The following is a 24885-nucleotide window of genomic DNA, read 5'->3' as shown; positions in this document are numbered from 1 at the left end:
GCAGCTCGGCAGAGTGGGCCAGGGGCGTGCGCCGCGGACGGCCGGCGCAGGCCCCTGTACGCAGTTCAGGCCTGGCGCTGGTTGGCCAGGCACTGGGTCAGGGCAGCTTGCCATTGCGGCAGCTGAATGTCCCAGCGCGCCTGCAGACGGCTGCAATCCAGGCGAGAATTGAGCGGGCGCTCGGCCGGCGTCGGGTAGTCCGCCGAGGCGATCGGTACCAGCGCAGCGCAGGCCTTGCCTTCGGCCTGCAGGCGCCGGCCGATTTCCTCGGCGAAGCCGAACCAGGAGGTTTCACCGAGGCCGCTCAGGTGGTAGGTGCCCCAGGGCCCTGGATGGCCGTCACGCCAGTGCTGCATCAGCGTGGCGGTGGCCTCGGCGATGGTGCCAGCCCAGGTTGGCGCGCCGATCTCGTCGGCGACGATGCGCAGCTCCGACTTCTCCTGCAGCAGGCGCTGCATGGTCAGCAGGAAATTGCGGCCATGGGTCGAATACACCCAGCTGGTGCGCAGGATCAGGTGCTGGCCACCGAGGGCGCGAATCGCCAGCTCGCCGGCCAGCTTGCTGCGCCCGTAGGCATTGACCGGGTGGGCGACATCCTTCTCGATGTAGGGGCCGGGGTTGCTGCCATCGAACACATAATCGGTGGAGTAGTGCACGAAGGGCACGCCAAGGCGCACCGCCTCTTCGGCCATCAGCGCTGGCGCCGTGGCGTTGAGGGCAAAGGCCAGTTCTTCTTCCTTTTCTGCCAGGTCCACACCGGTGTGGGCGGCAGCATTGACGATGAGGTCCGGGCGCAGCGCCTGGATGTACTCGCGCATCTGCTCGGGCCGGGTCAGGTCGAACTGTTCCCGGCCCGGCACATGCAGGTTGCCCATGCTCGCCAGGCTGATCTGCAACTCGCGGCCGACTTGTCCGTTACGGCCAATGATAAGGATTTCGAGCGCGCGTGCGGTCATGGGAACAAATCGGCCTCTGCTAGGGTTTTACCCACAGCGTCCTTGCCAGATAATTGTGGTTCGCCGCTGTACTGCCAGTCGATGGCCAGCGTCGGATCGTTCCAGCGGATGCAGCGCTCGGCCGCCGGGTTGTAGTAGTCGGTGGTCTTGTAGAGGAATTCGGCGGTTTCGCTGAGCACCACGAAACCGTGGGCGAACCCTGGCGGAATCCACACCTGACGATTGTTCGCCGCCGACAGTCGCACGGTGACGTGCTTGCCGAAGGTGGGCGAACTTTTACGAATATCGACGGCGACGTCCAGCACTTCGCCCGCGATCACCCGCACCAGTTTGCCCTGCGGGTTTTCGATCTGGTAGTGCAGGCCGCGCAGTACGCCCTGTTGCGAGCGAGAGTGGTTGTCCTGGACGAACGACAGGTCGACGCCGGTAGCCTCGGCAAAGGCCTTGGCGTTGAAGCTTTCGTAGAAAAAGCCGCGGTCGTCGCCGAACACTCGCGGCTCGAGCATGAGCACGTCGGGCACGTCAGTGGCGATCACTTTCATTTTTCTTCCCCTGCCAGCATGTAGAGGTATTGGCCATAGCCGGTCTTGCCGAAGTACTTGGCGCGCACCAGCAGCTCGTCATGGCTGATCCAGCCGTGCTGGTAGGCGATTTCCTCGAGGCAGGCGACTTTCAGGCCCTGGCGGTGCTCGATGGTCTGCACGTACTGCGAAGCTTCCAGCAGGCTGTCGTGGGTGCCGGTGTCGAGCCAGGCGAAGCCACGGCCGAAACGTTCCACCTGCAGGTCGCCACGCTTGAGGTAAGCGTTGTTGACGTCGGTGATTTCCAGCTCGCCGCGCGGCGAAGGCTTGATCGACTTGGCGATCTGCACCACGTCGTTATCGTAGAAGTACAGACCGGTGACTGCATAGCTGGAGCGCGGCTTGGCCGGCTTCTCTTCGATGGACAGGGCACGGCCCTCGGCATCGAAGTCGATCACGCCGAAGCGCTCCGGATCCTTGACCCAGTAACCGAATACCGTGGCCCCGGAAGGACGGCTGGCGGCGCGGATCAGCTGTTCGCTGAAGTGCTGGCCGTGGAAGATGTTGTCGCCCAATACCAGGCACACGGCGTCGTCGCCGATGAACTCTTCACCAATCAGGAAGGCTTGCGCCAGGCCATCCGGCGATGGTTGCTCGGCGTAGCTGATATTGATGCCGAACTGACTGCCATCGCCCATCAGCTGGCGATATTGCGGCAGGTCGGCCGGCGTCGAGATCAGCAGGATGTCGCGGATGCCCGCGAGCATCAGCACCGAGATCGGGTAGTAGATCATCGGCTTGTCGTAGATAGGCAACAACTGCTTGGAAACACCCAGCGTGATCGGGTGCAGGCGAGTGCCCGAACCGCCAGCCAGAACAATACCCTTCGTCATGCGATCAGGTCCTTAGGTTGAGTGGAGCCGAGGCGTTCGCCCTGGTAGCTGCCGTCCTGCACGCGGCGGCACCACTCGAGGTTGTCGAGGTACCACTGTACGGTCTTGCGCAGGCCGGTCTGGAAGGTTTCCTGAGGCACCCAGCCTAGCTCGCGTTCGATCTTGCTGGCGTCGATGGCGTAACGCTGGTCGTGGCCAGGGCGGTCGCTGACGAAGGTGATCAGGTCGGCATAGTTCGCTACACCGGCAGGGCGCTGTGGCGCCAGTTCTTCGAGCAGGGCGCAGATGCCGCGCACCACGTCGATGTTCTTCTGCTCGTTGTGGCCGCCAATGTTGTAGGTCTCGCCGACCACGCCTTCGCTGACCACCTTGAACAGGGCGCGGGCGTGGTCTTCGACGAACAGCCAGTCGCGCACCTGCAGGCCATTGCCATACACCGGCAGCGGCTTGCCCGCCAGGGCGTTGAGGATCACCAGCGGAATCAGCTTCTCGGGGAAGTGGAACGGCCCGTAGTTGTTCGAGCAGTTGGTGATCAGCACCGGCAAGCCATAGGTACGCTGCCAGGCCCGGACCAGGTGGTCGGAGGCCGCCTTGCTGGCCGAATACGGCGAGCTGGGCGCGTACGGGGTGGTCTCGGTGAACAGGTCGTCGACGCCATGCAGGTCGCCGTACACTTCGTCGGTGGAGATATGATGGAAGCGGAACGCCGCACGCTCGTCGGCCGGCAGGGCCTGCCAGTAGGCGCGGGTGGCTTCCAGCAGGCTGTAGGTGCCGACGATGTTGGTCTGGATGAAGTCCGACGGGCCATCGATGGAGCGGTCGACGTGCGACTCGGCCGCCAGGTGCATGATTGCCTGGGGCTGGAAGCGTGCCAGTACCGCGCTCATGGCGGCCTGGTCGACGATGTCGGCCTGCACGAATTCATAGCGTGTATTGGTGGCGATGCTGGCAAGGGATTCGAGGTTGCCGGCATAGGTCAATTTGTCGAGATTGAGCACCTCGTGATCGGTATTGGCGATCAAGTGGCGAACCAGCGCCGACCCAATGAAACCGGCGCCGCCGGTGATAAGAATTCGCATAGGATTTTGCCTTCTTCCATAACAGACAGTCTGCATTCGGCGCATAGCTTGTGAGTTTCAACGCAGGTGTGCAAGCACGATTCGTCATCAATAGCCGCCTATTGGCAAACTACATCAACAGGGTCACAAAAGTGTGTCAGTACTTGCCTAATATCGACGTAAATGGCGAGATACGACGCAACTTCATTCATTTTCCGAGGTCGACATGTCGGTTTCCGATTTACTGAATCGCTCCAGCCTGGCGGGGCCACGGGTCACTTTCGAGCAGGCGGCCGCGTTGCTCCAGCGCTCTTTCGGGCTGCAGGTGGCAGTCGCGCAGATCGAGGCATTGGGCAGTCAGCAGGACATCAACTTCAAGGTGGTTGCGGCGAATGGCCACTATGTGCTCAAACTCTGCCATGCGCAATATGGCGCCGCCCAGTTGCATGCCCAGCAGGCGGCACTCAGTCATTTGCAGGCGCGCCAGGTGCCGGTGCCACAGGTGGTCCCAGCCCTCGACGGCGCCGCCTTGCTCGAGGTGGTCATCGATGGCCAGCGGCTGTTTGCCCGCCTGTTGACCTATATAGAAGGGCAGCCCCTGACCCGACGCCCTCACCTGGGCCGCGAAACCTTCGCCGAGTTGGGGCGCACCTGCGCGCGAGTCGATCTGGCCCTGGCCGACTTCGACCACCCCGGCCTGCAGCGCACCCTGCAATGGGACCCGCGCCATGCCCAGGCGCTGATCGCCGGGCTGGCCTCGGCGCTGCGCGGCTCGGCTCGCCAAGCCGAGGTGCTGGCGGTGGGCGAGCGCGCCTGCGAGCGCATCGCACAGCTGGCCGCGGCGCTGCCCTTGCAGGCCATTCACCTGGACATCACCGACGACAACACCGTATGGCAGCGCGATGCCCGGCGGCACTGGCAGCTGCAGGGCATCATCGACTTCGGCGACCTGGTGCGCAGCTGGCGCATCGCCGACCTGGCCGTCACCTGCGCGGCCTTGCTGCACCATGCCGAAGGCGAGCCGTTCGCCATCCTGCCGACGGTGCAGGCCTACCACGCCAGCAACCCGCTGACCGGCGCCGAACTGCGCGCGCTGTGGCCGCTGATCGTCGCGCGGGCGGCGGTGCTGGTGCTCAGCAGTGCCCAGCAGCTGCAGGTGGCGCCCGACAATGGCTACGTTCTGGACAACGTCGAGCACGAATGGCAGATATTCGAGGTCGCCATCAGCGTGCCCGGCGAATTGATGGAGGCGGCCATCCTGCTCGCCACTGGCCAGGAGTTGCCAGCACTGGCCCATCCGCCATTGGTGCCGTTGCTGCCCAGCCTGCAAGGCCGGCCGGTGACGCCTGTCGCCCTGGGGGTACTCAGCCCGCTGTGGCACAACGGTAACTGGCAGCAGCCGGGTATCGACCAGCACCTGCTGGCCGCAGCTGCGGCGTCCGGCAACGGCCTGGCCACTTCTTTATATGGTGAATACCGCCTGTCGCGCAGCGTGCCCGACAGCGCGCAGGCGCCGGCCAGCTGCGCCTTGCATGTCGAGCTCAAGCTGCCCCACGGCACCCTGCTGCAGGCACCCTTCGCCGGTACGCTGCGGCGCAATGAGGGTCTCCTGCGCTTGCAGGGCGCGGGGTTGCAACTGATTGTCCGGGGCGCCGACTGCGAGCTGGCCGATGGCGTTGGTGTTGCCGCAGGTGAACCGCTGGGCCACAGCACCCCGGCGCTGCAAGTGCAGCTGACGCGTCTGGCCGAGGTTGTCCCGCCGTTGTTCGTCACCGCCTTGCGCGCGCCCGCCTGGCTGGCGCTGTGCGAGGCGCCGGGCGAACTGCTGGGTTTTGTCTGCCAGGCGCCGGCCCTGCCCGACGCCGGGCAGTTGCTGGCGCGGCGTGATGCCAGCTTCGCGCGCTCGCAGAAGCACTACTATCAGGACCCGCCGCAGATCGAGCGCGGCTGGCGCAACCAGCTGATCGACCTGCAGGGCCGCTCCTACCTGGACATGCTCAACAATGTTGCGGTGCTGGGCCACGGTCACCCACGCATGGCCGAGGTTGCCGCGCGCCAGTGGTCGCTGCTCAACACCAATTCGCGCTTCCATTACTCGGCCATCGCCGAATTCTCAGAGCGCCTGCTCGCCCCGGCGCCAGCCGGCATGGACCGGGTGTTTCTGGTCAACAGCGGCACCGAGGCCAACGACCTGGCCATCCGCCTGGCCTGGGCCTGGCGCGGTGGGCGCGACGTGCTCAGCGTGCTGGAGGCCTACCATGGCTGGTCGGTGGCCACCGATGCCATCTCCACCTCCATCGCCGACAACCCCCAGGCGCTGGAGACACGACCTGACTGGGTGCATCCGCTGCTGGCGCCGAACAGCTACCGTGGTGTGCATCGCGGCGCGCAGAGCGTGGCGCCTTATATAGAAGAGGTCGACGCGCTGCTGGCGCGCCTGGCGCAGCAGCAACGCCAGGTGGCCGGTTTCATCTGCGAGCCGGTGTACGGCAACGCCGGCGGTATTGCCCTGCCGGCCGGCTACCTGCGCGAGGTCTACGCCCGGGTACGCGCCGCCGGTGGGCTGTGCATCGCCGATGAAGTACAGGTTGGCTACGGACGCCTGGGCGAGTATTTCTGGGGGTTCGAGGAGCAGGGCGTGGTGCCGGACATCATCACCATGGCCAAGGGCATGGGCAACGGGCACCCCTTGGGGGCAGTGATCACCCGGCGCGAGGTGGCCGAGGCGCTGGAGGCCGAGGGCTACTTCTTTTCCTCGGCCGGGGCCAGCCCGGTCAGCTGCCAGATCGGCATGGCCGTGCTGGATGTCATGGACGAGGAGCAGCTTTGGCAGCGGGCTCGGGAAGTGGGCGGCTACTTCAAGGCGCGCCTTGAGGCGCTGGTCGAGCACTACCCGCTGGTGGGCGCGGTGCATGGCTCGGGGTTCTACCTGGGGCTGGAACTGGTGCGTGACCGCAGCAGCCTGGAGCCGGCCACCGAGGAGACTGCCTTGCTGTGCGACCGGCTGCGCGAACTGGGTATCTTCATGCAGCCGACCGGGGATTACCTGAACATCCTCAAGATCAAGCCGCCGATGGTGACCACCCGCGAGAGTGTCGATTTCTTCGTGGATGCGGTGGCTCGGGTGCTGGGGGAGGATCTATAATTACCGATATTTATCGGTATCTGGATTAAAGCTATTGGTTGGCGATGCGGCTTTCGCTTTGTTCCTCTGGTTTTAGTCCTGTTGTGGATATGGGGCGCCGGGCGGCGCCTCTTACAATCCAGATATTAATCGGTTATAAAATCACCTGAAATCCATTCCCGAGGTCTGACATGACAACCCTCAACAGCACTCCCCGCGCCGACGGCTTTCATATGCCAGCCGAGTGGGCCCCGCAGACGCAGGTCTGGATGGTCTGGCCGGAGCGCCCGGACAACTGGCGCCTGGGCGGCAAGCCGGTGCAGGCCGCCCATATCGCGTTGGCCAAGGCCATTGCCCGCTTCGAGCCGGTCACCGTGGGTGTCTCTGCCGCGCAGTACGACAACGCCCGGGCGCGCCTGGACCTGCCGAACATCCGCGTGGTCGAGCTGAGCAGCGACGACGCCTGGGTGCGCGACACCGGGCCGACCTTCGTGATCAACGACAGCGGCGAAGTGCGTGGGGTTAATTGGGGCTTCAATGCCTGGGGTGGTTTCGATGGCGGCCTCTACGCGCCGTGGAACCGCGACGAGCAGGTGGGCGGCAAGATCCTCGAGATCGAACGCTGCCCGCGCTACGCCCCCGAGGATTTCATTCTGGAAGGCGGCTCCATTCACGTCGACGGCGAAGGCACGTTGATCACCACCGAAGAGTGCCTCCTCAACCGCAACCGCAACCCGCACCTGTTCCGCAAGGAAATCGAGCAGGTGCTTGGCGAGCAGCTGGCGGTCGACACCATCATCTGGCTACCCCATGGCCTGTACAACGACGAAACCGACGGCCACGTCGACAACTTCTGCTGTTACGTACGCCCCGGTGAAGTGTTACTGGCCTGGACGGATGATCCTCAAGACCCCAACTATGAGCGCTGCCATGCGGCCCTGAATGTATTGCAAAACACACCGGACGCCAAAGGCCGCACCCTGGTGGTGCACAAAATGCCGATTCCCGGCCCGCTCTACGCGACCCAGGAAGAGTGCGATGGCGTCGATCTGGTGGAGGGCACCCAGGAGCGGCACCCGTCCGTCCGCCTGGCTGGCTCCTACGTCAACTTCCTTATCGTCAATGGCGGCATCATCGCGCCCAGCTTCGATGACCCGCTGGATGCCGAAGCTGAGGCCATTCTTCAGCGCATTTTCCCCGAACATGAGGTGGTCATGGTCCCTGGTCGCGAACTGTTGCTCGGCGGCGGCAACATCCATTGCCTGACCCAGCAGCAGCCCGCGGCTGCTAGCCGCTGACAGCGGCGGGCGGCGCGCCCGCTCCCGGCCGCCGCCATCGCGTCAACACAAGGCCCGTCGAGTCGACGGGCCTTGTGTTTCAGGCTTGAAAATATGCGGTGGATGGCACAGGTCTTGTATCAGTAGAGGGGCTGGGTGTTACCAAACAGATGTTTTGTAATACAAAAGCAGTACGTTAGGCCGCTCATGAGTCTGGGGAGAATCATTATGAGTGCAGTCGCTGAATCGGGATCTCATTCCATCAACGGGGAAACCCTGCAGGCGCTCGTCGCCTGGTTGAAAACCAATGGCTCGGTGCGTCATCGCCAGGAAGACGCCCGGATGGCCATGGTGCAACGCTACCCCGCCGGCCTGCTGAGCGATGACGAACTGGAAGCCCTGACCGGTTTCTTCGTCCGCTGATCTCGCTGCACCTGCATCGGGACGCAGGGCCACGCAGGGCATGAAGCCCGCCCCTCCTTCCCTGCCTGCACTTGTCCCCTTCGCCGCATACGTTTGTATTTCAAATACTTCCTAAGTGTCGCATCATGTGTCGCGAATCCTTCAACAGGCTCACCGCTGTCACAAGCTTGTGCTCTCACTGGAATCGCGTTCGTGAAGCTTTGGCAAAAATTTCGAGATAGAAAACTGCGCAAGCACCTTCGTCAGTTCGAGAAGCTGGAGCGCGGTACCGAAAAGATTCGTCTGCGTTACCCCCATTTCAGTATCGGCGTCGGCAGCTATGGCGTGCCCGACGTCATCGAGTTCGGCGACGACACCACCACCCTCAAGGTCGGCTCCTACACCTCCATGGCCGGCGATGTACGCATCCTCCTGGGTGGCGGGCACCGCATGGACTGGATCAGCTGCTATCCGTTTCCGGAAATGCTCGAAGAGATCCGCGACATCGAAGGCATGCGCCCGACCAAGGGCGACGTGGTGATCGGCAGCGACTGCTGGATCTGCACCGGGGTGACCATTCTCTCCGGCGTGACCATCGGCCATGGTGCCGTGGTGGCAGCCGGCGCCGTGGTCACCAAGGACGTGCCACCTTATGCGGTCGTTGGCGGCAACCCGTGCCGTTTCATTCGCTGGCGCTTCGACGAAGCGGTGCGCGAGCGGCTGCTGGCCTGCGCCTGGTGGGATTGGCCGGTGGACGAGGTCAAGGCGGTGGCCCGCACGCTGTGCAGCACCGACATGGAAAAGTTTCTGCAGTATGCCGAGCAGCGCAGGTCTACGCTGTAAGCGGATGTTTTATTAATAGATTAATTATGGCAGCACAACTTTGTATCCGATTTAATACATTGGATATCAAGTTGCCTGCCTGCGTGGTTTGCAATTAACCGCGATAAGGAAAGAGCCTGCCATTCCTTGACGCACGACCTGACAATTGCCGTCAGTTCTGCACGAAAAATTGGCGCCTGCGTGTTGACGCAGGGTGGCGGGGCCGGCCAGCGGCCCTGAAATTGTGTTAACCAGCCCGCAAAACGGGCGAAATATGCCACCCGCCGAACGGTAAAAACCCCTATAAATCAATGCTTAATGCCTGGTCATCCGATCTCTTCGAGATGTCCGGAGACATTCGGGCACGCTTCCTGCTTTTACCTTGGCATGCGGAGATTTCTGGTCGCTACCTTGACGTTCGACGGTATGAGAACCCTGTCGCACTTCTTCTAATTGGAAATAGCTTAACCGTCACATGAGCAGGAAATGATCTGTTTTGCAGGAAGTAACAGGTGCTATGTTTATTTAACGCTCTGTGCGTGGAGAGTACGCCGAAGCAAATTGGAGATAGACTGATGAAACGTTTCATCTGGGCATTTACCTTGGCATTCGCCTGGCTCTCATTGCCATCCGCCAATGCCGACCAACCGCTGTCCGACGGCGGTGGCGCACCTCTTGTACATCTGAACGTGGCCGCCGCAGGTTGGGGTGGTTCGGTGTTGCCAGGCGTAGAGAATACCAACTATGTATTCCCGACGGCCTCTTACTTGAACAAGTGGCAGAAAGGCGGTATTCGCGTCATTCGTTTCTCGATTCTGTGGGAGCGTCTGCAGCCGGTGGCACTGGGTCCGTTCAACACCACCTATGCCAAGAGGATCGATACCTTCCTGGCCCAGGCCGCTGAACGCAACATGGGCGTCATCATCGACATCCACAACTATGGTCGCTACTGGGGCAACATCATCGGCACCAGCGCCGCGCCGACTTCCGCCTATCAGAACCTGATGAAGCGCGTTGCTCAGCGTTGGGGTGCCAACCCGGGTACCCACGGCTATGACCTGATGAACGAACCTTACGGCGATGCCGATAAATACTGGAAGGCCAACGCCCAGGCCGGTATCAACGGTGTGCGCATGTACGACAAGGTTCACCCGATCTATGTAGACGGTCGTTCCTGGTCCAACACCACCATGTACCCGGACCTGAACGGCGACCTGCTGCTGCTCAAGGACCCGAACAAGAACCTGGTGTACTCGGCTCACTTGTACCTGGATGACGGCAGCAGCGGTGCCTACGCCAACCCTATCACCGGTACTTTCGACCCGATGATCGGTGTCAACCGTGCCAAGCCTTTCGTTGAATGGCTCAAGCGCAACAAGCTGCGCGGCCAACTGGGCGAGTTCGGTGTACCGGATAACGACCCGCGCTGGCTGACCGCGATGGACAACCTGCTGTCGTACCTGCACGACAACTGCGTACCACTGGCCTACTGGGCAGCCGGTCCGTGGTGGGGTAACGATCCACTGGCGATCGAGCCTATCAACGGTGTATCACGTCCGCAGTGGCCAACCCTGTCGAAGTGGATTACCAAGAGCAACAGCTGCCCGCAATAAGGCGCTGGTGCCAGGCTGATTCAAGTCGTAAAAAAACCCTCGAGTCGCAAGACTCGAGGGTTTTTTTTGCCCGACGCCAAGGCTTGTCGAAGCGGCTTCAGCTACCCATCTGCCCGCGCAGCAGCTTGGTGTGGGTATGCACGTAGTGCAGCAGGTAGAGCACGCCGGCGTGCAGGCTGGAGAGGTTCATGTAGCGCTTGCGGATCAGCAGGTCTTCCTTCAAGGCATCGAAGCGATGCACCTGGGAGACGCCGGTGGTGTCGAAATCGCAGAGTATCCCCGGGATCTTCAGCACGGCCGTTTCCGGATTCAGGGTCGCGACGAATTCGACGATCATGCAGTAGTCGGCCGACAGCGGGAAGTCTTCGCGAAAGCGGATCTCGCTCAGGCGCTGGTTCTCGAAGTACATCGCCTGGTGGCTGCTGATCATCCCCAGCTTGAGGCGATCGAACGACTTGGCCTTGACCTCGCGCAGTTGCCCCTTGCTGTTCTCCAGGCAATAGTCGCCGTACACATACTTGGGCTGGGTCGGGTTGGCGGCGATCGCCTGGGCGACTTTCTCCAGTACCGAGGCGTCGTGGAAGGTGTCGCCGCTGTTGAGGAACAAGGTGTAGCCCGGCTCGGTCACCGCCTTGACCAGGCCCTTGTTCATCGCGTCGTAGAGGCTGCGATCACGCTCGGACTTCCAATCGGTGTAGTCGTTGTCGAGCCCGCCCAGCCATTCCACCGCGCCGTCCGTGGAATTGCCGTCGACGACAATCCAGCGGAAGTTGCGATAGGTCTGCGCCTGCACGCTGACGTGGGTCTTGATCAGCCCCACAAGGTTATTGCGGTTTATAGTAACTATATGGAATCGGGTCATGGCGTGGGTACTCTATTCTGGATTCGGAGGTAGCTCGGGCCTTTGCCGCATAAAGGAACGCGGCGGCCGCCAGGCCTGAAATATCACCCCCATACATGATCGAACTGGCGAGCACCATGTTGAACAGGGCGAACCAGAAATCCAGCTGGAACGCTGCCAGCATGTCACTCTTGACCTTGCAGTTACGCATGATCGCGAGGAAGCCAAGGTAGTACGTCAGGGCGATGAGCGGTGTGAAGAAACCATAACGGTAGTACACACCGACAATCCCGACGTCGGACAGGTAGAACCAGTCGTTATAAAGTGCCGAGAATCCACCGTTCCATTGCAACGACAAGGCGCCCATGCCGACAAAGTTGTTGCGCGCGACATCGCGCAAGGTCAGGGCGATCGTCGTGTCACGTGGCCCGGTACCGTCAGTGGCCTCACCCAGCAATGCGTTGAACTTGTCGATCTGGTCGGTGATGGCCGACGGCATGATCACGTACACCGCCAATAGCGCGACAACCATCAGGCCGGCCATCTGGAACAGCGGCCGTGGACGGCTGCGGAAGATCCAGCAGGCGGCCAGGGCCCAGATGATCATGGTGGTACGGGTCTGCAGGACCAGCCACAGGTACAGCGCGAACAAGCCCAGCAGGCCCACCTTGACCAGGGTCAGACGGCGCTTGATGCTGTACATCAGCATGAAGGCGCAGATCTGCACATAGTTGGCACCGATTCGATAACGGTCCGGCCGCAGCAGGTTGTCATCCGGGCTCATGGTCTTTTCGTCGACGGCGTAGCCGACGCCGGTGGTCTGCGGGATGATCTTGAAGTAATACATGAAGCCGACGAATACACAGGCCAGGCCCGAGACCAGCATGAAGCGCTCGATCTGTTCCTGCGTCGGCTTGGTCTTGACCATCAGGAAGTACGCCGGGAAGAACAACAGGTACGTGAAGCTGCGACGCTCCTCCAACAGCCCGTACAGAATGGGCTGGCCGTAGTTCAGGTTGGCGAGGATGGCCGACAGCACCGGCAAGCCGATGCCGAAGACCATGATCCATGCGGCCGTTTTCGATTGACGAGCTTGTTTCCACATCATCAGCAGCAAAATGGCTGATAGGACAATACCCGCCAGGAACGCTTCGCGAAGAAGCGGTATCCCGGCAATCTTGTCGTCGGTGAGAAAGATGCACTGCGAGTTGAGCAGCATCACCACCAATAACAGATTTCGATGGGCCAACAGGGTTTTGATCACGTTGCGGTACCTTAATGTCCGGTCACTACTTCATCCGCGTGCCTGGCTCTGGTTTTCGATAAACCAGCCATAGGCGTCTTTTAGCCCTTCTTCCAGCTCGATCCGGGCCTTCCAGCCCAGCTCTTGCAGGCGCGAAACATCCATCAACTTGCGCGGCGCGCCGTCCGGTTTGCTGGTGTCGTACGTCAGCTTGCCCTGGTAGCCGATGACCTTGGCCAGGGTTTGCGCCAGTTCGGCAATACTGCAATCCACGCCGCTGCCGACGTTGATGTGCGACAGCATCGGTTGGGTGAATTCCTTGTAGATGGACGTGTCCAGCTCCATGACATGGACACTGGCATGCGCCATGTCATCGACATGCAGGAATTCGCGCTTGGGAGTGCCGCTGCCCCATATGACAACTTCCGGCAGGTTTTGCTCGGTGGCTTCGTGCAGACGGCGCAACAAAGCCGGGATCACATGGCTGTTTTCCGGGTGGTAATTGTCGCACGGGCCATAGAGGTTTGTCGGCATCACACTGCGGTAGTCGCGGCCATACTGACGATTGTAGCTTTCGCAGAGTTTGATCCCGGCAATCTTGGCGATTGCATAGGGCTCATTGGTCGGCTCGAGCACGCCGGTCAACAGGGCCTGTTCCTGCATCGGCTGCGGCGCCTGCCGCGGGTAGATGCAGGAAGAGCCGAGGAACAGCAACTTGTTCACGTCGTGCAGGTGCGCGCTGTGAATGATGTTGGCCTCGATCATCAGGTTTTCGTAGATGAACTCGGCAGGAAAGGTGTTGTTGGCGTGGATACCACCCACCTTGGCCGATGCCAGGTACACCTGGTCGATGCGCTCCTGGGCGAAGAATGCCTGCACGGCCGACTGGTTGGTCAAATCCAGTTCCTGGCGGCTGCGTACGATCAGCTCCACATCGTCTCGACGGCCGAGCAGGCGCACGAGCGCCGACCCGACCATACCGCGATGCCCAGCGACAAAAATGCGTTGGGTCTGCGCCATTATCAGTTCTCCAGGGAGACGGGCAGATCGAGACCATGGCTACGCAGCAGGGCGTGGCGCTGGGCGATCTTGAAGTCCTCGCGAATCATTTCCGCGCACATTTCCTGTACGGTGATTTCCGGCACCCAGCCCAGGTTGGCCTTGGCTTTGGACGGGTCACCCAGCAGGGTTTCCACTTCGGCGGGGCGGAAGTAGCGCGGGTCGATGCGTACGATGGTGTCACCGACTTTCAGCGCCGGCGCCTTGTCACCTTCGATGCGCTCGACGATGGCCTGCTCTTCAACGCCGGTGCCTTCGAAACGCAGGTGCACGCCCAGCTCGGCGGCAGCCCAGGTGATGAACTGGCGTACCGAGTACTGCACGCCGGTGGCGATCACGTAGTCCTGGGCGACGTCCTGTTGCAGCATCATCCACTGCATGCGCACGTAGTCCTTGGCGTGGCCCCAGTCGCGCAGCGAATCGATGTTGCCCATGTACAGGCAAGGTTCCAGGCCCTGGGCGATGTTGGCCAGGCCGCGGGTGATCTTGCGGGTCACGAAGGTCTCGCCGCGACGGGGCGATTCGTGGTTGAACAGCACGCCGTTGCAGGCATACATGCCATAGGCTTCACGGTAGTTGACGGTGATCCAGTAGGCGTACAGCTTGGCCACGGCGTAGGGCGAACGCGGGTAGAACGGCGTGCTTTCGCGCTGTGGAATTTCCTGGACCAGCCCGTACAGCTCGGAGGTCGAAGCCTGGTAAAAGCGCGTGGTCTTTTCCAGACCCAGCAGGCGGATGGCCTCGAGCAGACGCAGGGTACCCATGCCGTCGACGTCGGCGGTGTATTCCGGCGATTCGAAGCTTACGGCCACGTGCGACTGCGCGCCCAGGTTGTAGACCTCGTGCGGCTGCACTTCCTTGACCAGACGGGTGAGGTTCGAGGAGTCGCTGAGGTCGCCGTAGTGCAGGAACAGATTGGGCGAAGTGACGTGCGGGTCCTGGTAGATATGGTCGACACGCTGGGTGTTGAACGACGAGGCGCGGCGTTTGATACCGTGGACTTCATAGCCCTTTTCCAACAGCAGCTCCGCCAGATAAGAACCGTCCTGGCCGGTGATGCCCGTAATGAGCGCGCGTTTCTGTTCCATATCAATTACCTTTGAAGAGTCGGAGTTAAAGCAGAATCATCGGGCCAATCGCGCCGAATCAGCCGGCAGCCTTGTGATAGGCCACCAGAGTTTCCTTGGCGCACTTGTCCCAGGAGAAGTGTTTCAGGCGTTCGACGCCCTTGTTCACCAAGTCTTGCAGCCGTATTTCGCTGTACAGTTCCGTTTCCAGTACTTCACGGATATTGTCGACGTCGGTCGGGTCGAAAAACGCCGCAGCATTGCCAATCACTTCTGGCATCGAGCTGCTGGAACTGCTCATGACCGGGCAGTGATGGGCCATCGCTTCCAGCGGTGGCAGGCCGAAACCCTCGTAGATCGACGGGTAGACAAAGGCCTTGGCCTCGTCGTACAGCTTTCCGAGCGTCGCATCGCTGCCGCCGACCTGGCGGATCTGTCCTTCCTTGAACCCTGCATCGCTGAACATCTGCAGTTCTTCCCTGGAAAAATCGCCACCGCCAAACGCCACGATGTCGAAATCGTTGCGCATGCGCGGCGAAGCGGCGACAGCCTTGACCAGCCCGGAGAAGTTCTTGTATCCCCCGCGGTGACCCACATACAGCAGGAAGGGTCGCACGCTTTCGTTACGGGCTGGCTTGTTGGGGTCCTGTTTCATCTGATCGAAGCCGTGGTAGATCACCGAAATCTTTTCTTCCGGGGTACCGAACAGTTCCATCAGGTCACGTTTGGTGTTCTGCGAGATGCAGATAACGTGGTCGGCGCGGTCGAGGCTCGCGCGCTTGAGCTTGGACGACTGGTCCATGCGGTTGAACGATTCGGGGTAACGCTCGTGAATCATGTCGTGGATGGTCACCAGACGCGGCAGCTTTTCCGGACCCGACGGCTTGGCCGCGTAATAGGTCTCGTGAACCACATCCGGCGCCCAGCGATTGATCGAACCCATGGAGATCATGCGGTTGTACATCGAGAACAGGCGCGCTGTGCGCGGCGGAAACTTGTCCAGCTGGGTGCCCTGCAACAGCCCCTTGGGCAACTCGTCGACATGCCGGTTGCGGTGGAAGGGGGCAAAGATCCGCACTTGTTGCTGATCGGCCGTGAGCTGTTCGGCCAGGCGGACGTAGTATCGGGAGATACCACCATAAGTCTGCTGGGTGAACGTCTGGTAGTCGTATGCGATTCTCATTTTTCACGTACCTGTGGCTGAGTTGGCCCGATCGAGGGCGTGGTCATGACCACCACCTGCGGTCTACCGATGAATGGAAAACAGGCGCGGGAAACCGCCAGAAAACGGTTCCTGCCTCGCGTAGAACATTGCTGGCGAACACTACGATCAAATAATGGCCGTGCAGTTCCGGAACGCCGTGCGCAATAGATAAGGTTTTACGATCAGCCCCAGTACCACTGTAGCGGCTGGGCAGCGGCTGGCCGCATCATTCGTGCACATTGCGCGAGTTTGAGCGGTGGCGCACAGCTAAACAGCCATCGGGCTGAATCGCAACAAAGGGAATGGCCGCTTGGCCAAAGGCGTGAAACCCAGACGCCAAACCCCGCGCCTCGGTGAGAGGTCGCGGGGCAGGGTCACTGCAGGGGATTCACATGGCCGGCGCAGACTTGCCAGGCAAGCCTGCGCCGGAGGCGGATCACTGGATCTGCAGCGCGCCGTAGTGCTCGTAGGCACCCAGATGGTTCTGGTTGGGCTGCTGCAGCAGGTCTACCTGGTTGAGCACGACGCCGCGCATCGGCGCGCCGCTTTGTACCAGCTGGTTGATGCCTTTCTGGGCCAGGGCCACCGAAGTGCTCTGCGACTTGATCACGTAGATGACGCTGTCGGCCAAGGTGCAGATCAGAGCGGCGTCACTGACGGCCTGGCTGGCCGGGGTGTCGATCAGGATGCGATCGTAGCTGCCCTTGACCCATTCCAGGAACTGCCCGAAACGTGGCGAAGCCAGCAGTTCGAGCGGGTTTTCCGGCAGGGTGCCGACGGTCAGCATGTCGATGCGGCCAAACGACTGAATGCATTCTTCAGGCTTGGCGTGGCCGGCGATCAGGTCGGCCAGGCCCAGCGAGGTGCCGGTCAGGCCAAGGTTGCGTGCCAGGGTAGGGCGACGCAGGTCGGCCTCGATCAGCAGGACGCGCTCTAGTTTGCCCAGGGCGAACGCCAGGTTCACCGCGATCGCACTCTTGCCTTCGCCAGGAATCGACGAAGTCATGACCACGACCTTGTTCGAGGACTGGTTGTCGTTGAGCATCACGTTGGTACGCAGGGTACGAATCGCTTCGCAGAACGGACCGTCTTCGTTGAGCTCGTATTGCTGGCCGATCGTCTGGTTGCGACGTTTGCGCAGCATCGGTACCACACCCCAGATTGGCAGGTTGATCTGCTTGCGGATGTCGTCGCTGGAACGGAAGGTGTTCTTGATCGCGTCACGAATCAAGGCATAACCCACGCCCACCAGCAGTGCCACCAGGCCGGCGATGAAGATGATCAGCGGCTTGTTCGGCGAGCTTGGCAGCAGCGGCGCGATGGCCGGGTCGACCACCTTGATGTTCTGCGCCTGGACGTCGCCCGTGGCGGCGGTTTCGCGCATGTGCGCCTGGAACGAATCGTACAGCTGACGGTTGCTGTCGACGTCACGTTGCAGATCGCGCAGCTGGAATTCCTTGCGGGAAATATCCTGGATCTGGTTCTTGCTGTTGTTCACCGAAGCACGCAGCGAGCCTTCGTTGGCCACGGCCAGTTGATAGTTGCGCTCGATGCCGCCCACCACCTGCTGCACTTGCGAGCGCAGGCTCGCCTGAGCGGCATTGAGGTCGGAACGGGCGCTGATCATGGCAGGGTACTTGTCGCCGTAACGCTTGCTCATCTCGTCGACCTTGGCCTGGGCCTTGGCGACTTCTGCGCGGAACTGCTGCACCACCGGGTCCTGCATGACTGCCGGCTCGCTGGCCAGGCGTTCCAGGCCTGCGCCCTTCATGCCCTGAATCTGCCGCCACTGGCTCTCGGCCTCGGCGCGCTGGCGAGTGGCGTCGATCATGCGGTCGCTGGTGGCTGCCAGTTCGTTGGAGGTGATGGTCGACACGCCACCCGTGGCGCCGCCGACATCGACCAGGCCCTGGGCGTCACGGTATTTCTGCAGCTTGTCTTCGGACTCCTTGAGCGCCGCGCGCAGTTCGACCAGACGGCCGTCCATCCACGCGGTGGTTTCCTTGGAGCCGCCAACGCGGGTTTCCTGCTGGCGCGCGATGTAGTCGGTGGCCAGGGCGTTGGCAGCGGCTGCAGCCAGTTCCGGGTTGGTCATGGCGACGGTGATGCCGACCAGCTGGCTCTTGCCAACGGCCGCGATCTTTGTCTGGTCCATGAACTTGTAGGTGGCGGCATTGAATGCCTGGGTGTCGGTCAGCGCCTGGGTGTCATCCGGCGCCAGTGCCGGCACCAGGTGGCCCAGCCAGTTGCGTGCCTTGGTCACCAGCGAGATCTGCTGGCGCGGGTCGAATTCCGGGTTCTTGTCCAGGCCCAGTTCGCGCACCACACGCTCAGCCAGCACGCGGCTCTGGATCAGCGCCATCTGGGTGCTGACGTAGTCGCTGACGGTGATGGTGGTGTTGTCGCTCACGCGCTCTTTTTGCAGCAGCTTCGGATCGTCCGGCTGGATTTCCAGCACCGACTGAGCGGCATAGCGCGGGGTAATCTTGGTCGAGACCACGCCGGCGACGATGACCGAAGCCACCACCAGTGCCAGGATCGGGTAGCGACGGGTCCAGATCGAGTTCCAGACCTTGCCCGGTTCGATGTGGTCCGGGTCGGCCTGGGTGGTCACCATCGGGGCTTCACGCCATTGCACAGGGTGCTGGCTTTGGCTCTTGACTCTCAAGTTGCTCATATCAGAAGAACCCCTGCTGGACGTTGATGGTGTCACCTGGCGAAACCTGGTCATCGAGCTTGGCTTTCTGCGGCGTGTGCGTCGCGTCGTTGGCTCGAATGACCGTAATACGGCTGTCGGAACCGCGGTCGGTCAGGCCTTCACCCAGGGAGATCGCGCCGCTGATGCGCAGGCCTGGCTGATAAGGGTAACCACCGGGTTTTTTCACTTCACCATTGATGAAGAACGGCCGATAGGTGACCACGCTGACCGACACTTGGGGGTCATTCAGGTAGCCGTTCTTGAGCTTTCTGACCATCTCGTCAGAGACTTCCGCCGTGGTGTGGCCTTTGGCCTGAACGTTACCGATCATCGGAAACGACAGCACGCCGGCGTCATTGACGGGAATTTCCTTGAAGGTCAGACCCTCTTCTCCATATACGTTGATGCTAAGGATGTCACCCGACCCTAGTCGGTAGCCATCGTCCACGGTGGCCGCGAAAACGCTTCCCGACAACATAAACAGCAAAGCGAAAACTACATTTTTCACAGTCATGGCAAAGGCGTCCTAATAGCGCTGACAAGTCGTCCTTAAAGGCTGAAGGTAAGGCCCAGGAGATAGATGTTACGGGTATAGGTTTCGTCGCTCAGGGTCGAATCGTTGTTGTAGTGCTTGTAGCTGACGTCGGCCGCAATCCAGCGACGTACTTGCCAGGTCACACCACCACCGAAGCCGTTGAGTTTGTCTTCACGCGACTCGCCGCCCTGATAGTCACGATCCTCGTGACGCAGGTTGAGGTTGGTCCTGATGCGCGATGACCACTCGTGGTCCCAGTCCAGCACCGTGCTGGTCAGGTGAATGGCGTAAGCACTGTCGTCACCTTCATCGAAAGCCTTGCGCGACTTCAATGAGACCGTGGAATAGCTCAGGGGTTTCCACGATGCACCAACTTCCCAGGTAAGCGATTTGTCATCGTTTTCCGAGCCGTAGTCGAAATTCTTGTGCTCCTCACCGATGCGGAAACTACCGCTGGTGTTGGCCGTGGCGTCCCATTTGGCGCCGACCAGAGCGACCGTGTCGGTGTTGTTACGCGGGTTGTCGCTGGTCAGGTAATCGAACTTGCTGCGGCGCACTTCAACCAGCGCCCGGGTCTTCTCGGTCAGGGCGTGGTAAAAGGTCGCACGCAAGGCCGTGGTGTTGCGTTCCTGGTCATCGTTGATGCCATCGGCGTTCTGGAAACGCAGTTCCTGGTAGTTGGCGCCGACATCGATCTGGTTGAGACCGTTGTCCAGGCCGTAGATGTAGCCCAGGCCAGCTTCCTTGATGGTGTACTTGTCGTTCTGCGTACGGACGGTGGAGTCGACCGTCTGTTCCAGCTTCTTGTAGCCCAGGTTGTACTTCAGGCGGTTGCGCACGTTGAGCTGCAGCACGCTGTTGAAGTCCAGCCGGTGGTCGGTGTGGTCGGCGTCGCGCTGATCCCAGTAGGTCTGCTGGTTGCCTTCGTATTCGAGTTGATAGCCGGCGTTGCGGGTGTTGGCTTCCAGGGTGAACTTGGGGTCCACCGAGGTGATCCACGACGATTCCTTGCTGCTGTTGGGCAGGGTCCGGAAGTTGTCGTCGTAGGTGTCGCTGAGCTTGAGCTGTGGGGTGAAGTCAAACCCGAACACGTCCATGCTGGCCGGTTGTGGCGGTGCCGCCAAAAGATTGAATGACAGGGAACCGAAGATGGTAGCTGTCAATACGTCCGATCTTTTCATTTTTCTCATCCATAGGTGACCGTAACAAGGGCGCGCAGGCGCTGCGGTCAAGAGTGAACATCCGCGGGCACGGCGGCCCTTGTCTTGATTTTATTCAGAAGGCCGGAGGTGGGCTTCTCGTATACGTAATAGGTGATCACCCCGCCCGTGACGCTCAACGCCAGGCAGAGGGCGACGAAGGCCAGCTCGGTGGCCAGCGAATCAGCCTTGTAGACGTGCTGAAAGATCAGGCGGCACACCACCAGGGTGAACACGTGAGTCAGGTACAGGCTGTACGATGCGTCTCCGACAATGCGCAGGTACTTAAAATTCCGTAGTGCGCCGCGAATTTCCAGGCAGCACAGACCGTAGACGACGAAGGCCGCCGGAATGCCGAAGGCAATGGCGCGGCTGACCACCAGATCGGCGAGGTTGGCCAGCAGCATCACCGCCAGCGCAACCAAAGTCATGATGCCTGCCCAGCGCGCGTCGATCAGCGTGCGGCGTTTGACCAGCATGGCAACACCCATGCCCATGACGAATTCGAAAACGATCGGGTTGCCATAGAACTGCAGGGCCATGGCGTCGCTCGACAGGGTCACGCGGGCTATCGCCAAAACGACGAAGGTGCCGGCCACCAGCGGCAGGCGCAGGCGCTGCGGGAACAGCAGCGCGCAGGCGAAGACCACGTAGAAGAACATTTCGTAGTTCAGGGTCCAGCCGGGGACCAGGATCGGCGTCAGCAGCAGGCCGGCTTCGCTCGGATCGAGGTAGCTGGGGTTGGGGGCAGGAAAGAACATCAGCGAGGAGACGAAGTGCGTGACCTCGAACAGGGTGTGTTTGAGCAGCGAAGGCGCCAGCAGGGCAGCGGCGCCGGCGGTCAGGGTGAGCATCCAGTACAGCGGCACGATACGCATCAGGCGCTTGAGCATGAACGAGCCGGGGCTGACTTCCTTGCCCGAAGTGGTGATCCACATCAGGAAGCCGCTGAGGACGAAAAACAGGTCGACGCCGGACTCGCCGATCATCGGCAGCAGGGGTTTGTCGATGCCGAAATTGCGCAACTGCACCACGGAATGAAAATACACCACCATCATGGCGGCGACGCCCCGCAGGTACTGCAGGTAGATAAAGCTGTGCGTCATTTTGGCAGGGGGTGTATTCAAGATTGCACTCGCTCTAGCTGAAAGTGGTAACGATGGCCCTATGTACGAGAACAACCACCTGCCCATCCATGGATAACGCACTAACGCTAAGGTTGAGTGACGCGACAAACGGTGGAGCAGCAGACACGCCCGCACTGAAAAAGTGCACGGGCTGTTTGCTTGTTTGGTGCTGGGGCGAGACAACGACTGAGCCGGAAAAGTAATGCGACCGGTGGGTGGACACAGCCAGCCTGAAACAGGCATGGCTACCGCATGGAGAACTCATCTCCAGAAGGTTGTTTCCCAGGGACAAACCGCATGTCCGGTTGTTGCTCGGATCTTTTGAACTCTGATCACGGCCGAGTCTATTCGACCTTCCCACATCCATTCAAGCAATACATATGCCCGTCATCGGTGCTTTTCCGATGACCGGAAAGTGTGCGCAATAAACTTCTACCGACTGTCGCAAACCGTCACTTTGGCAGGAACCCAGGCAGGCCTTCGTGTTCGAATCGCGCCTTCCATGGACCACCGCTTGAGACCTTTGTTGCGTTGTTTCCCGGATCGAGAGGAGCTCCCTGAAGGGTATCGATCATGCATCGTGATAACGATACCGCGTTGGCCCGGAAAACTGTATCGGCAATGATGGCAAAATGCTAAATGCCGACACGCGGTGTGGGCATTTTTCTACGGGAATGGCCAGCGAACATGGAGGGGGGCACAGCCCCCGAGAGGCCGGTGGGGCGGAGGATCTGCTTCAACCGCAAGCGATCGAGCGAGCCGGCCAAGGGGGGATTTACTTCTGCGGGTGCGCCTGCAGCCAGGCCTTGAGTTGTTTGATCTCGGCCTCCTGGGCGGCAATGATGGTTTCGGCCAGTTTGCGCATTTCGGGGTCCTTGCCGTATTTCAGTTCCACCTTGGCCATGTCCACCGCCCCCTGGTGGTGTGGCAGCATGCCTTGGGCGAACGCTACATCGGGGTCCTTGCTCATCACCCCCTGATGCATGGCGTCGCCCATGCCGGCCATGGGCGCCATGTAGTCTTTCTGCATCTGCTGGGTGTCGCTCGAGTCCGCCCATACGGGGCTGCTGCCGAGGATGGACAGGAACGCGGCGGTCTGGGCAAATCTGCTCATGGTCATCTACCTTGATGAGGAAAAAGTCCCGGTACCTTAGACCTTGCCCCAAGGGCAAGGTCAAGTTTCACGGGCCCAGTTCGGCGATGACCGGGTCGAACAGCGGCACGGCCTGCAGGCCGCCCTGGTCGGACAGGTGGTTGGTGTCGCGGTATAGCGCCTCGCCCCGGTCTTCGGCCAGGCAGGTGCGGCCGTCGGCGCAGAACAGCGGCGTCGGGTCGAGCACCCGCACCTGCGCATCCTGCGCACTCAGTTGCTCGAACAGGCGGTCGACGAAGGCCTGGCGCTGGTCGCGCTCCTGCTGAGGCCGCCCGACCCTGGCGGTCGGCAGCCCGAGCATCGCCAGTCGGGTCAGCCGCGGGGCAATCTCCACCGGGTGCTCCGGTGCCTCCTTGACCAGCCACACGCGCTTGCCGGCCGCGCGCAGGCGCTCGACCGTAGCGCGCAGGCCATCGGCCAGTTGCTGGCGCGCATAGGCAACATCCGGCTGCAGGCTGCCGGGAGCGTGGATCATCAGGCCGGTGCGGCCGTCCTCTTCGCCCTCTACATACATCGTCCAATGGGCAGCGAGAATCACGTCGTGCAGCTGCGGTTGCGCCAACAACTGCTGCGCCGTGGCATTGAACGCCTCGCACACCGCTTCGCGGTGCAGCCCCTCGATCGGCGGGCAGGCCGAGTGCCCGGCCAGGGCCAGCGGCAGATTGGCCCGCTGCGCCTGCTCGCGCCACGCCGGGGTCAGTGCGGCCGCGTGGCTGTCGCCCCAGACCATGGCCAGGGGCGGTTGCGCCGGGCCGAAGTGGCACAGCGAGTCGACGCTGAGGAGGTGGCGGTCAAACAGGCAGCGGGGCTGCCCGGCCTGCCAGGTGCCCGCCCGGGCGTAGCGCAGCGCCTGCTCGGAGAGCCGGCCCGGTACGCCGTCGCTGCTGCGCAGCAGTTGCCCGACCAGCGCCAGCAGCACCAGCGAGGCCAGCGCGCCGCCGAGCAGCGGGCGTTGCCCGGCCAGCCAGCGGCGTTGGCGAAACGGCCCTTCGAGCCACCGCCACGAGGCGTAGCCGAGCAGGGCGCTGACCAGCACCAGGGCGCTGCGTTGCGCCAGGGTCAGCGGGTCGAGGGCGAGGTACTCGGCGAACACCAACAGCGGCCAGTGCCACAGGTACCAGGCGTAGGAGATCAGCCCGATGCCCACCAGCAGGCGGCTGCCGAGCAGCCGGCCGACCCAGGTCGGCTGGCCGCCGTTGGCCCAGATCAGCGCCACCGCACCGAGGGTAGGCAGCAGGGCGGCCGGCCCGGGAAAGGGCGTCTGCGCGCTGTAGCCGAACACGGCGCCAAGGATGGCCAGCAAGCCGGCGGCACTGGCCGCCTCGCGGACCCAGCCCGGCCAGGTGCGTCGTGGCGCTGGCGCCAGTGCCAGCAGCGCGCCGAGCAACAACTCCCAGGCACGCATGGGCAGCATGTAGAACGCCGCCTGGCCATGCTTGTGGTGCATGGCCCACAGGCTCAGGGCGAAGGACAGCAGCGCCAGACCCACCAGCGTCTCGCGCCAGCGCCGCAGGCGCCCCGAGAGCAGCGCCAGCAGCAGCGGAAACACCAGGTAGAACTGCTCTTCGACGGCCAGCGACCAGGTATGCAGCAACGGCTGCACCGCCGAAGCCGGCGCGAAGTAGCCGTGGCCGCGCATGAAATAGAAGTTGGAACCGAAGATGGCCTGGTAGCGCACCGAGCGCCCCAGTTCGCTGTAGTCCTCGGGGGTCAGTAGCCACCAGCCGGCCACCAGCACGGCCAAGGTCATGGCCACCAGGGTCGGCAGGATGCGCCGTGCGCGGCGGGTCCAGAAGTCGATGAAACTGAACCGGCCGGCCTGACGCTCGCGCCAGATGATCGACGTTATGAGGAAGCCGGAGATGACGAAAAACACATCGACCCCGACGAAACCGCCGGAAAAGCCGCTGAAGCCGAAGTGAAACAGCACCACCGGCAGGATTGCCATCGCGCGCAAGCCGTCGATATCTCGACGGTAAACCAGACCGCTCATTGCCAGCGCCCCTGCTGATAATCGTTATTGTTGTGCGGCGGACATGTTAGCGGGCATTTGTAACGGTAAAAATATATTTTATGGATAAGGGGGGATGCCG

20 protein-coding genes are annotated in these 24885 nt (G+C 61.7%); 5 read left to right on the top strand and 15 right to left on the bottom strand.

The window, feature by feature from the left end; translation table 11 throughout:
• Positions 1–65: 65 nt before the first annotated feature.
• The 4 genes from rfbD to rfbB are packed head-to-tail and all read right to left on the bottom strand — an operon-like array spanning position 66 to position 3449.
• Positions 66–956, bottom strand: coding sequence for a dTDP-4-dehydrorhamnose reductase (rfbD, locus tag SFA35_RS24505; protein WP_320573622.1), 891 nt, complete (start codon positions 954–956; stop codon positions 66–68).
• Positions 953–1498 (bottom strand): dTDP-4-dehydrorhamnose 3,5-epimerase, encoded by a 546-nt coding sequence (gene rfbC, locus SFA35_RS24500; protein WP_320573621.1) that lies wholly within the window; start codon positions 1496–1498, stop codon positions 953–955. The genes rfbD and rfbC overlap by 4 nt, the downstream gene beginning before the upstream one ends.
• Positions 1495–2370, bottom strand: coding sequence for a glucose-1-phosphate thymidylyltransferase RfbA (rfbA, locus tag SFA35_RS24495; RefSeq protein ID WP_320573619.1), 876 nt, complete (start codon positions 2368–2370; stop codon positions 1495–1497). The genes rfbC and rfbA overlap by 4 nt, the downstream gene beginning before the upstream one ends.
• On the bottom strand, positions 2367–3449 hold the full coding sequence (gene rfbB / locus SFA35_RS24490) for a dTDP-glucose 4,6-dehydratase (RefSeq protein WP_320573617.1): 1083 nt from the start codon (positions 3447–3449) through the stop codon (positions 2367–2369). The genes rfbA and rfbB overlap by 4 nt, the downstream gene beginning before the upstream one ends.
• A gap of 205 nt (positions 3450–3654) precedes the next feature.
• Between rfbB and SFA35_RS24485 the strand changes: the two genes are divergently transcribed.
• From SFA35_RS24485 to SFA35_RS24465, 5 genes are all read left to right on the top strand, one after another.
• The gene (locus tag SFA35_RS24485; RefSeq protein ID WP_320573614.1) at positions 3655–6573 is read left to right on the top strand and encodes an aminotransferase; all 2919 of its coding nucleotides are present in this window, start codon (positions 3655–3657) and stop codon (positions 6571–6573) included.
• Between the two features lie 170 nt (positions 6574–6743).
• The gene (gene aguA / locus SFA35_RS24480) at positions 6744–7850 is read left to right on the top strand and encodes an agmatine deiminase (RefSeq protein WP_320573612.1); all 1107 of its coding nucleotides are present in this window, start codon (positions 6744–6746) and stop codon (positions 7848–7850) included.
• Between the two features lie 207 nt (positions 7851–8057).
• On the top strand, positions 8058–8252 hold the full coding sequence (locus SFA35_RS24475; protein WP_320573610.1) for a hypothetical protein: 195 nt from the start codon (positions 8058–8060) through the stop codon (positions 8250–8252).
• Between the two features lie 192 nt (positions 8253–8444).
• Complete coding sequence (locus SFA35_RS24470; RefSeq protein WP_320573608.1) at positions 8445–9074, top strand: CatB-related O-acetyltransferase; 630 nt, start codon at positions 8445–8447, stop codon at positions 9072–9074.
• 554 nt (positions 9075–9628) lie between these two features.
• Positions 9629–10666, top strand: coding sequence for a glycoside hydrolase family 5 protein (locus tag SFA35_RS24465; protein ID WP_320573606.1), 1038 nt, complete (start codon positions 9629–9631; stop codon positions 10664–10666).
• 97 nt (positions 10667–10763) lie between these two features.
• Here SFA35_RS24465 and SFA35_RS24460 read toward each other — a convergent pair whose 3' ends face one another.
• The 11 genes from SFA35_RS24460 to SFA35_RS24410 all read right to left on the bottom strand — a co-directional run bounded on the left by SFA35_RS24460 (position 10764) and on the right by SFA35_RS24410 (position 24785).
• On the bottom strand, positions 10764–11486 hold the full coding sequence (locus tag SFA35_RS24460) for a glycosyltransferase (protein ID WP_320573604.1): 723 nt from the start codon (positions 11484–11486) through the stop codon (positions 10764–10766).
• A 4-nt stretch (positions 11487–11490) separates the two neighbouring features.
• Positions 11491–12771 (bottom strand): hypothetical protein, encoded by a 1281-nt coding sequence (locus SFA35_RS24455; RefSeq protein ID WP_320573602.1) that lies wholly within the window; start codon positions 12769–12771, stop codon positions 11491–11493.
• A gap of 30 nt (positions 12772–12801) precedes the next feature.
• Positions 12802–13770, bottom strand: a complete 969-nt coding sequence (fcl, locus tag SFA35_RS24450; protein ID WP_320573600.1) for a GDP-L-fucose synthase — start codon at positions 13768–13770, stop codon at positions 12802–12804.
• Positions 13771–13772: 2 nt separating this feature from the next.
• Positions 13773–14897: a GDP-mannose 4,6-dehydratase gene (gmd, locus tag SFA35_RS24445; RefSeq protein WP_320573597.1), complete on the bottom strand. Its 1125-nt coding sequence runs from the start codon at positions 14895–14897 to the stop codon at positions 13773–13775.
• Between the two features lie 58 nt (positions 14898–14955).
• Positions 14956–16059 (bottom strand): glycosyltransferase family 1 protein, encoded by a 1104-nt coding sequence (locus SFA35_RS24440; protein WP_320573595.1) that lies wholly within the window; start codon positions 16057–16059, stop codon positions 14956–14958.
• Positions 16060–16516: 457 nt separating this feature from the next.
• The gene (locus tag SFA35_RS24435; RefSeq protein WP_320573593.1) at positions 16517–18757 is read right to left on the bottom strand and encodes a polysaccharide biosynthesis tyrosine autokinase; all 2241 of its coding nucleotides are present in this window, start codon (positions 18755–18757) and stop codon (positions 16517–16519) included.
• Between the two features lies 1 nt (position 18758).
• Positions 18759–19292: a polysaccharide biosynthesis/export family protein gene (locus tag SFA35_RS24430; protein ID WP_320573591.1), complete on the bottom strand. Its 534-nt coding sequence runs from the start codon at positions 19290–19292 to the stop codon at positions 18759–18761.
• A gap of 35 nt (positions 19293–19327) precedes the next feature.
• A complete protein-coding gene (locus tag SFA35_RS24425) occupies positions 19328–20494 on the bottom strand; it encodes an outer membrane beta-barrel protein (RefSeq protein WP_320573589.1) in 1167 nt (388 codons plus the stop codon).
• A gap of 47 nt (positions 20495–20541) precedes the next feature.
• Positions 20542–21639, bottom strand: a complete 1098-nt coding sequence (locus SFA35_RS24420; protein ID WP_320573587.1) for an acyltransferase — start codon at positions 21637–21639, stop codon at positions 20542–20544.
• Positions 21640–22414: 775 nt separating this feature from the next.
• Entirely contained in the window at positions 22415–22753 is a 339-nt protein-coding gene (locus SFA35_RS24415; protein WP_320573585.1) for a DUF305 domain-containing protein, read from the bottom strand.
• Positions 22754–22820: 67 nt separating this feature from the next.
• Positions 22821–24785 carry an acyltransferase family protein gene (locus tag SFA35_RS24410; RefSeq protein ID WP_320573582.1) on the bottom strand — a complete coding sequence of 655 codons (1965 nt, stop codon included), beginning with the start codon at positions 24783–24785 and terminating at the stop codon, positions 22821–22823.
• Between the last annotated feature and the right edge of the window lie 100 nt (positions 24786–24885).

Origin of the sequence: Pseudomonas sp. HR96 (genome assembly GCF_034059295.1) — a bacterium.
In the GTDB taxonomy this organism is placed as follows: Bacteria; Pseudomonadota; Gammaproteobacteria; order Pseudomonadales; family Pseudomonadaceae; genus Aquipseudomonas.
This window is presented reverse-complemented; position numbering and strand designations above follow the sequence as displayed.

Coding starts and splice junctions, on each gene's coding strand:
- rfbD (WP_320573622.1), bottom strand. CDS start 956: ATGACCGCACGCGCGCTCGAAATCCTTATCATTGGCCGTAACGGACAA.
- rfbC (WP_320573621.1), bottom strand. CDS start 1,498: ATGAAAGTGATCGCCACTGACGTGCCCGACGTGCTCATGCTCGAGCCG.
- rfbA (WP_320573619.1), bottom strand. CDS start 2,370: ATGACGAAGGGTATTGTTCTGGCTGGCGGTTCGGGCACTCGCCTGCAC.
- rfbB (WP_320573617.1), bottom strand. CDS start 3,449: ATGCGAATTCTTATCACCGGCGGCGCCGGTTTCATTGGGTCGGCGCTG.
- SFA35_RS24485 (WP_320573614.1), top strand. CDS start 3,655: ATGTCGGTTTCCGATTTACTGAATCGCTCCAGCCTGGCGGGGCCACGG.
- aguA (WP_320573612.1), top strand. CDS start 6,744: ATGACAACCCTCAACAGCACTCCCCGCGCCGACGGCTTTCATATGCCA.
- SFA35_RS24475 (WP_320573610.1), top strand. CDS start 8,058: ATGAGTGCAGTCGCTGAATCGGGATCTCATTCCATCAACGGGGAAACC.
- SFA35_RS24465 (WP_320573606.1), top strand. CDS start 9,629: ATGAAACGTTTCATCTGGGCATTTACCTTGGCATTCGCCTGGCTCTCA.
- fcl (WP_320573600.1), bottom strand. CDS start 13,770: ATGGCGCAGACCCAACGCATTTTTGTCGCTGGGCATCGCGGTATGGTC.
- gmd (WP_320573597.1), bottom strand. CDS start 14,897: ATGGAACAGAAACGCGCGCTCATTACGGGCATCACCGGCCAGGACGGT.
- SFA35_RS24440 (WP_320573595.1), bottom strand. CDS start 16,059: ATGAGAATCGCATACGACTACCAGACGTTCACCCAGCAGACTTATGGT.
- SFA35_RS24435 (WP_320573593.1), bottom strand. CDS start 18,757: ATGAGCAACTTGAGAGTCAAGAGCCAAAGCCAGCACCCTGTGCAATGG.
- SFA35_RS24430 (WP_320573591.1), bottom strand. CDS start 19,292: ATGACTGTGAAAAATGTAGTTTTCGCTTTGCTGTTTATGTTGTCGGGA.
- SFA35_RS24425 (WP_320573589.1), bottom strand. CDS start 20,494: ATGAAAAGATCGGACGTATTGACAGCTACCATCTTCGGTTCCCTGTCA.
- SFA35_RS24415 (WP_320573585.1), bottom strand. CDS start 22,753: ATGAGCAGATTTGCCCAGACCGCCGCGTTCCTGTCCATCCTCGGCAGC.
- SFA35_RS24410 (WP_320573582.1), bottom strand. CDS start 24,785: ATGAGCGGTCTGGTTTACCGTCGAGATATCGACGGCTTGCGCGCGATG.